Consider the following 7,844-nt stretch of genomic DNA (forward strand, 5'->3'; position numbering starts at 1 on the left):
CCTGCCATGCGATTGAATCCTGATGCGTTTCTGGCTCTACGGAGGCGTGTGTCACGCGCTTGCGGCGTCGTGCTGATCACCCTGATGATCGGTGGCTGCGGTGATAAACAGACGGCCAGTGCTCCGCCTGTCCGGGCAGTCAAGGTTGAGACGGTGCGGGCGGGAGAGGGCGCTGCGCTGCGCTTCATCGGCACCGTTCGACAGCAGGAGCGCGCCAGTCTGGCGTTTGAATCGGCAGGCACCCTGACAGAGCTGCGGGTCGACATTGGCGATAGCGTCAAGCAGGGCCAGGTGCTCGCCCGCCTTGATCCGCAGCCTGCGCAATTGCGTCTGCAGGAGGCGCAGGCCGCTTTGCGGCTGGCTCGGGCTCAGGCGCTGGAGCGCCAGCGTAACTACCAGCGTCAGCAAAACCTGCTCGCAGCGGGCAGTGTCGCCCAGAGCGTGGTCGAGTCGGCCCAGTCGTCCAGTGAACAAGCCAGCGCCGAGCTGATCCGCACGCAAGCCGAGCTGGACCTGGCCCGTCGCGAACTGGATCGCACCCGCTTGATCGCACCCTTTGCCGGGCGCGTGGTGGCCCGTCATGCACAACCGCAGAGCTTGTTGCCCGCCGGGCAGGTGCTGCTGGATATCGAGTCCGCCGCAGAGCAACAAGTGGTGGCGGCTGTTCCGTTGGCACTTGCCGATTCGCTTGAGCCGGGCGACCTCGCCAGCGCCTCCAGCAGCGCAGACGGTACGGTAGGGTTTGATCTCGCCCTGGAAGGCATTTCGCCCCGAGCCGATGACGGGCTGGTCAGAACGGCCGTGTTCCGAGTGCTGCGGCCTGCCGGCAGGCTGCCCAGTGGCGTCACGCTGCTTGTGCAAATGCATCCCGCTGCCGACGCACAGTCGCTGTCAGTTCCGGTGCAAGCATTATGGATGGGGACCAGCAGCCACGTTGCCGAAGTCTTCGTCCACCAGCCGGGAGGAACAGTCGCCGTCCGCTCCGTCACGCTGGGTACAGTCAGAGAGGGCCGGGCAGTGGTGGTCAGCGGGCTGGTCGCAGGTGAACAGGTGGTCACTGCCGGCGCTGCTTTTCTGCAGGACGGTCAGCCCGTCACGCTGTTTCATTCAGACACTCGCCTGACCGGTGATGCGCAATGAATCTTACCTCCCGCGCCATGGGCGCAAGCCGCCTGACCCTGTTTGCTGCCTTGCTGATTTTGCTGGCCGGTGTCGCGACTTTTTTGGGCTTTCCTTCTCAGGAAGAGCCGTCGGTGACTGTTCGCGACGCACTGGTCAGCGTGTCTCTGGACGGGCTGTCCGCAGAGCGCAGCGAGGAATTGCTCGCTAGGCCGCTCGAAGAGCGTATCCGTGAACTGGCCGAGATCAAGAACGTGCTCACTACGGTCCAGCCTGGCCGAGTGATCGTGCAGGTCACAGCGTATGACAACGTCAAGGATCTTGGGCTGCTGTGGCAACGGCTCCGGGCGAAGGTGAGCGAAACGAGCGGTGGTTTTCCGCCTGGCACCCAAGGGCCGTTTGTCGATGATGATTTCGGTCGCGTCGCCGTGGCTTCTGTCGCGCTGACCGCACCGGGTTTCACCATGAGCGAGATACGCGGCCCGATCAAACGTTTGCGCAATCAGCTTTATACGCTCAAGGGCGTCGACCAGGTGCAGCTGTATGGCCTGCAGGATGAGCGCATCTACCTCGATGTCGAGCACCAGACGCTGGCCGCCGCCGGACTTTCCCCGCAACAGCTGCTTCAGCAACTGCAAGCCCGCAACCTGATCGCGACAGGAGGCAACCCGGTCATCGGCCAGCAGAGCACCACGCTTTCGATCAGTGGCGAGGTGCTTTCGCTGGAGCAGCTTCGGCAGTTCCCGGTGCAGTTGCCCAATGGTCAGAAGGTCGCGTTGCAGAACCTGAGCAGGGTGTCGGTGAGCCCTGTCGATCCGCCGGAAACCGAAGCGATCTACCAGGGACAGGATGCTGTGGTACTGGCCGTTTCGATGCAGCCAGGCCTCAATGTGCAAACCTTCGGTGATGCCTTGCGCAAGCGACTCGGTGAGCTGGAGCAGCAACTTCCGACGGGCTTTACCTTGCACGTGGTGACCTTCCAGTCCAGCGTGGTCGAGCACGAGATGAGCAAGATGTATCACGTCATGGCCGAGACGGTGGTGATCGTGATGTGCGTGGTCATGCTGTTTCTGGGCTGGCGCACCGGCCTGGTGGTTGGGGTGATTGTGCCCTTGACCATCCTCAGTACGCTGCTGGTCATGCGCGCACTGGGGATCGAGCTGCAGACGGTGTCGATTGCCGCGATCATCCTGGCGCTGGGCTTGCTGGTGGACAACGGCATTGTCATTGCCGAAGACATCGAGCGACGCCTGCATGCGGGCGAGGATCGACGAAGTGCCTGTGAGGAGGCAGGGCGCACCTTGATGATCCCTCTGCTGACCTCTTCACTGGTCATCGTGCTGGCGTTTTCGCCCTTCTTTCTAGGGCAGACCAGCACCAACGAATACCTGCGTTCGCTGGCGGCTGTGCTCGCCACGACGCTGATCAGCTCGTGGTTGCTCAGCGTCACGGTGACGCCCCTGTTGTGCTTTTACTTCGCCAGAGTGCCGGCCGTCAAAGCGTCAGCGGAGGAGGCCGATGAGTATGCCTCGGTGTTCTACCGCGGCTATCGCAAGGTCATCGAGGGGTTGCTGAATCACTCGCTGCTCTTCATTGCCTGCATGATGGGGTTGCTGGCGTTGGCGGTCGTGGTGCTGACCCGGGTGCCGTACGATTTTCTGCCGAAGTCAGACCGCATGCAGTTCCAGATTCCGCTGGTGCTGGAGCCCGGCAGCAGCTCGCGAGACACGTCGCGAGCGGTGCGTGATATCAGCCAGTGGCTGAGCAGCGATCAGGATGTGGAACACAGTATTGGTTATGTCGCCAGTGGCGGGCCGCGGATCGTGCTTGGCCTCAATCCCCCGTTGCCGGCGCCGAATATCGCGTATTTCACTGTCAGCGTGCGCGAGGGTGCCGACCTTGATGCGGTGATCGAGCGCACACGGCAGTTTATCCTCGCGCAGCACCCCGAAATCGAAGCGCAGCCCAAACGATTCTCGATGGGCACCACCGAGGCGGGGATTGCGGTCTACCGGGTCATCGGTCCTGATGAGGAAGTGTTGCGCGGTATTGCCCGACAGATCGAGCAGGCGTTGTCGGCGTTGCCTGGAACCCTAGACGTGCACGATGACTGGCGGACCCGATTGCTGCGTTACAACGTTGTCGTCGATCCGTACAAGGCCCTGCAGGCCGGTGTCGCCACTCAGGACATCGCCCAGGCCCTGCAACTGAGAAACAGCGGGCTGTCCGTGTCGTCGCTGCAGGATGGCGATACTGCTGTCGCGATTGTGGCGCGCGAGCAGAGCACGCTGAGCAAACCGGGCAATGATCTGGACAGCACATTGATTTACCCGGCTTCCGGGGGTGCGCCGTTGATGTTGTCGGCCATTGCCACTGTCGAGCCCAGGGCGGAGGCATCGACCATCCAGCGGCGTAATCTGCAACGCGCGATCACGGTGGTCGGACACAATCCGTCAATGACAGCGACCTCGATCGTCGAGCAGTTGGCACCGCAGATAGCTGCAATCAGCCTGCCGGCGGGTTACCACATCGAACCGGGTGGCGAAATAGAAGACTCGGCCGAGGCCAATCAGGCGCTGTTGCAGTACATGCCACACGCACTGGTCGCGATGCTGTTGTTGTTCGTCTGGCAGTTCAATTCGTTCCGCAAGCTGCTGATCGTCATCTCCAGCGTACCCTTCGTGCTGATCGGTGTGGCGCTGGCATTGGTGCTCACCGGCTATCCGTTCGGCTTCATGGCCACCTTCGGGCTGCTGTCGCTGGCCGGCATCATCGTCAACAACGCCGTGCTGCTGCTCGAACGTATCGAGGTTGAGCGCGAGCAAGGCCTGGCGGTGCGTGACGCAGTCGTCCATGCCGCGATCAAGCGCTTGCGGCCGATCGTGATGACCAAGCTGACCTGCATCATCGGGCTGGTGCCGCTGATGCTGTTTGCCGGTCCGCTCTGGGAGGGCATGGCGATCACCATCATGGGTGGCCTGGCGTTGGGTACGCTGGTGACACTGGGCCTGATTCCGATCCTCTATGCGCTGCTGTTTGACCGCTTCGAGCGCTGGCGCAAGGCGAGCTGAACCATGACGGCCGGTACGTGTGTAGGGTATGGTCCTGAAAAAACCTCGATGATCGAACACAAGGATGAAACACATGCGCTCATTTACCCGCTCGCCACTGGCTGCTCATCTCGCCCTGGCGCTTGCGCTGACAGCCCTGGCACCGGCGGCCATGGCCGAACCGCACAAGGCCATCCAGGCCGATGCCGAGCAATACAAGGACGAAGCCTTGAAGCTGCTGGAGCGTCTGGTGAACATCGACTCGGGTTCCGGGTATGTCCCGGGCCTGACCAAGGTCAGCGACATCGCGATCGAAGAACTGAAAAAGCTTGGAGCCACCATCGAGCTCGTTCCAAATACGCCAGAGGCCAGTAACCACGTCATCGCCACCCTGAAAGGCACCGGCAAGGCGAAGATTCTGCTGATGGCGCACATGGACACCGTGTTCAAGGAAGGTTCTGCGGCCGAGCGACCGTTTCATATCAAGGACGGGCGTGCCTACGGCCCAGGGGTGATGGATGACAAGGGCGGCATCGTTGCGGCTATCTATGCGCTGAAGGTGCTGCACAATCTGAAGTTCACCGACTACGCGCAGATCACGGTGTTGCTCGACGCCAGCGAAGAGACCGGCTCAGGCGTCGCTACCGAGCTAATCAAGAAAACCGCGAAGGAGCATGACGTCACCCTCAACCTCGAGCCGGGGCGTCCGGCCGACGGTCTGGTGGTGTGGCGCAAAGGCTCGGCCACCGCGCTGGTCGAAGTCAAAGGCAAGGCCTCGCATGCAGGCGTTGCGCCTGAGCTGGGACGTAACGCCGCGACCGAAGTTGCCCATCAGATCCTGCAACTCGGCAAGCTGGGTGACGAGGAGAAGAAAACCACCATCAACTTCACCGTGCTCAAGGCGGGGGATCGCACCAACGTGATTCCCGATCAGGCCAGCGCCAAGGCCGACGTGCGTGCTGCCGTACCGGAGGAGTTTGACCGCGTCGAGCAGGATCTGGCCAAGGTGTCGGCCAACAAGCTGGTGCCTGATACCGAGGTCAAGACCAGCCTGGTCCGTGGCCTGCCGCCGATGCCGCAGACCGCGCAGTCCGATGCATTGGTCGCGATGGCGCAGGGTATCTACGGTGAGCTGGGTCGCACCCTGACCATCGAGGGCAGCGGCGGGGCGGCGGATTCAAGCCTGTCTGCCAGCGTGGGTACACCGACGCTGGACGGTTTCGGGATTGTCGGCGGCAATATTCATACACCCGAAGAGTATGCCGAAGTGGGCAGCGTGGCGCCGCGGATCTACTTGCTGTCGCGAATGATCATGAAGTTGTCCGGGCAACAGTGATTCGACCGGCTTCCCGTGCGTGGCGCGGGAGGCTGTAGAGTCGATGACTCGCTTTTAAAGGCTGTAGAGACCCGATACTGCATTCAACGGCAGGCGGCGCTGATTCTGGCATAGCGGCTAATTGTCGAGTGGTGTCCGACAACTAGCTGTTATTACTCATCCCGTTTTGCTCATGCGCCACACCACAGGGTTTGATCGAAACCTGCTGCCTCTGTCTTAGACCCTGGCCATGCAAAAAAGACCGTCGTCTCGGCTCCAGAGCCCTGGAAGGTCAGCATGCTTGCGCCTGCTTCCTTAGACCATAGTCATTTTATTAGTGTGTCTGCGGCCTTGAGCCGAGCCGGTTTTCGCGTGCTAGCCGATCAGCATTTCTGCATATATTTAATTATGACCTTAATGCTATGTCGAAAAGATACGCTGTCCCCTATCAATATTAAGCACATGACCCTTGAGCGCTGGCTAAAGGTCAGTGTTGTAAAAATCAACTTCAAAAAAAGTTCAACAAATCGGATACAAGGTCGATACAAACATTTGACGCCACTATGATGGCGTTCTAATATTGCCCGCCTTTTGATATCAATATGCTACCGCAAGGAAGAGCCGTGTATCCTCATGCCCTCAAACTGGCTTTGCTGCTACTGCTCGCCATCGCGCCAGCTACCTCGCTTGCAGCCACTGCTCCCGCCAGTTTGCCAGGTGACCAGGATCTTATTCGTGACCGTCAGGATCGCCTGCTCGAAGAGCAGCGCCGCCGTCTTGAAGAGCTCAAGGACCTGCCGGGCAAACAAGCCACGCCCGCTGCCCCGACTTCCCCGGCCGATACACGTTGTTTCACCATCGATCGTATTGAGCTTAAGGGCGCCGACTCGCTGTCGGCCGCCGAGCGCGATGCGTTGACCAAGCCCTATATTGGCAAGTGCCTTGGTGTTGCGCAGCTCAATGAGCTGCTTAAAGTCATCACTGATCACTACCTCGAAAAAGGCCTGGTGACGACCCGCGCCTACCTGCCGCAACAGGACCTGTCGACAGGCGACCTGCAAGTGCTGGTCATCGAAGGCAAGCTGGAGCATCTGCGTGGCGATGCCGCCAGCGGCCTGTCGGAGCGTGAGCTGGCCATGACGTTTCCCGGCAGTGAAGGCCAGATGGTCAACCTGCGCGAAATCGAGCAGATGGTCGATCAGCTCAATCGTTTGCCGTCCAATCAGGCGCAGATGGAGCTGACCCCCGGTAAGGCCGTCGGTGGCAGTGACGTAGTGGTCAAGAACACTCCGCAAAAACCATGGCGGGCCAACCTGTCGCGTACCAACGAAGGTCAGCGCAGCACCGGCGAGCAGCAATGGAACGCCGGCCTTGAGTGGGATAATCCGTCGGGGCTGGCCGACCAGTTCAGCCTGCGCGGCGGCCACGATGCGATCAGCGATCGGCAGAAAGCCTCCCGCAACGCCTCGCTTGCCTACAGCCTGCCGTGGGGCTGGTGGACGTTCAGCTACCTGTACAACACCAGTGAATATCGTTCGGTGGCGCAGGCCTCGAGCGTCAACTTCAAGCAGGACGGCGATAGCCAGAACCACCAGTTCAAGGCCGAGCGGGTCGTGTATCGCGACGCGCTGAGCAAGACCTCGCTCAATGCCGGTCTGTCCTACCTGCGCACCAACAATTATGTCGAAGGCAGCAAGCTGGCAGTCAGCAGCAATCGCATCACCGAGGCGCAGTTCGGCATCAACCACGGTCGGCGGGTCGGCTCGGCGTTCGTCAACATCGATCTGGGCATGCAGCAAGGCATCGGTGCACTGGACGCGCAGGGCAACCACGATCCTCGCCTGGGTGAGGCCGATGCGCGGTATCGCAAATACACCGGCACCCTCAGCTATCTGCACCCCTTTCAACTGTGGGGCGAAAGCCTCAGCTTCACCAGCCTGGCCACCGGGCAGCGCAGTGAGGATGTGCTGTTCAGTTCGCAACGCACCAGCCTGGGCGGATCGGCATCGGTGCGTGGTTACAAGGATGAGTTTCTGTCTGGCGACAGCGGTGGTTACTGGCGTAACGAGTTACGCCTGACTCGGCCGGTCACCCTGGACTGGCTGCGCCCGGTGTTCGCCGAGTATGGCGCGGCCGCCGGTTACGACCAGGGTGTTATCCGCAACGATCGTTACAACGGCAATCAGCATGGGCGCTTGTCCAGTAACTCGTTCGAGCTGTTTACGCGTGGCCAGCACGTTGCTGCCTCAGTGACGTTCGCTCATTCCCTGGAACGTCCCGATGTGATCGAGCGCGAAGCGCCGATCTATTTCCGTATGGACTTCTTTCTTTAATAGCGCCGTTTTCAACCTACCTGTTTC

The 7,844-nt window shown here is 60.8% G+C and carries 4 protein-coding genes; all 4 read left to right on the top strand.

Going from position 1 to position 7,844, the window contains the following annotated elements; translation table 11 throughout:
• The first annotated feature begins 6 nt into the window (after positions 1 to 6).
• The 4 genes from JOE34_RS16565 (at position 7) to JOE34_RS16580 (ending at position 7,817) form a co-directional block, all read left to right on the top strand.
• Complete coding sequence (locus tag JOE34_RS16565) at positions 7 to 1,140, top strand: efflux RND transporter periplasmic adaptor subunit (protein ID WP_209996103.1); 1,134 nt, start codon at positions 7 to 9, stop codon at positions 1,138 to 1,140.
• Positions 1,137 to 4,190 carry an efflux RND transporter permease subunit gene (locus JOE34_RS16570; protein ID WP_096137613.1) on the top strand — a complete coding sequence of 1,018 codons (3,054 nt, stop codon included), beginning with the start codon at positions 1,137 to 1,139 and terminating at the stop codon, positions 4,188 to 4,190. The genes JOE34_RS16565 and JOE34_RS16570 overlap by 4 nt, the downstream gene beginning before the upstream one ends.
• 73 nt (positions 4,191 to 4,263) lie before the next feature.
• Positions 4,264 to 5,505 carry a M20/M25/M40 family metallo-hydrolase gene (locus tag JOE34_RS16575; protein ID WP_004417368.1) on the top strand — a complete coding sequence of 414 codons (1,242 nt, stop codon included), beginning with the start codon at positions 4,264 to 4,266 and terminating at the stop codon, positions 5,503 to 5,505.
• Positions 5,506 to 6,107: 602 nt separating this feature from the next.
• A complete protein-coding gene (locus JOE34_RS16580; RefSeq protein WP_209996113.1) occupies positions 6,108 to 7,817 on the top strand; it encodes a ShlB/FhaC/HecB family hemolysin secretion/activation protein in 1,710 nt (569 codons plus the stop codon).
• The last annotated feature ends 27 nt before the right edge of the window (positions 7,818 to 7,844 follow it).

The sequence above is a fragment of the Pseudomonas sp. PvP028 genome, from assembly GCF_017832255.1.
Classification (GTDB): domain Bacteria; phylum Pseudomonadota; class Gammaproteobacteria; order Pseudomonadales; family Pseudomonadaceae; genus Aquipseudomonas; species Aquipseudomonas syringae.

Coding starts and splice junctions, on each gene's coding strand:
- JOE34_RS16565 (WP_209996103.1), top strand. CDS start 7: ATGCGATTGAATCCTGATGCGTTTCTGGCTCTACGGAGGCGTGTGTCA.
- JOE34_RS16570 (WP_096137613.1), top strand. CDS start 1,137: ATGAATCTTACCTCCCGCGCCATGGGCGCAAGCCGCCTGACCCTGTTT.
- JOE34_RS16575 (WP_004417368.1), top strand. CDS start 4,264: ATGCGCTCATTTACCCGCTCGCCACTGGCTGCTCATCTCGCCCTGGCG.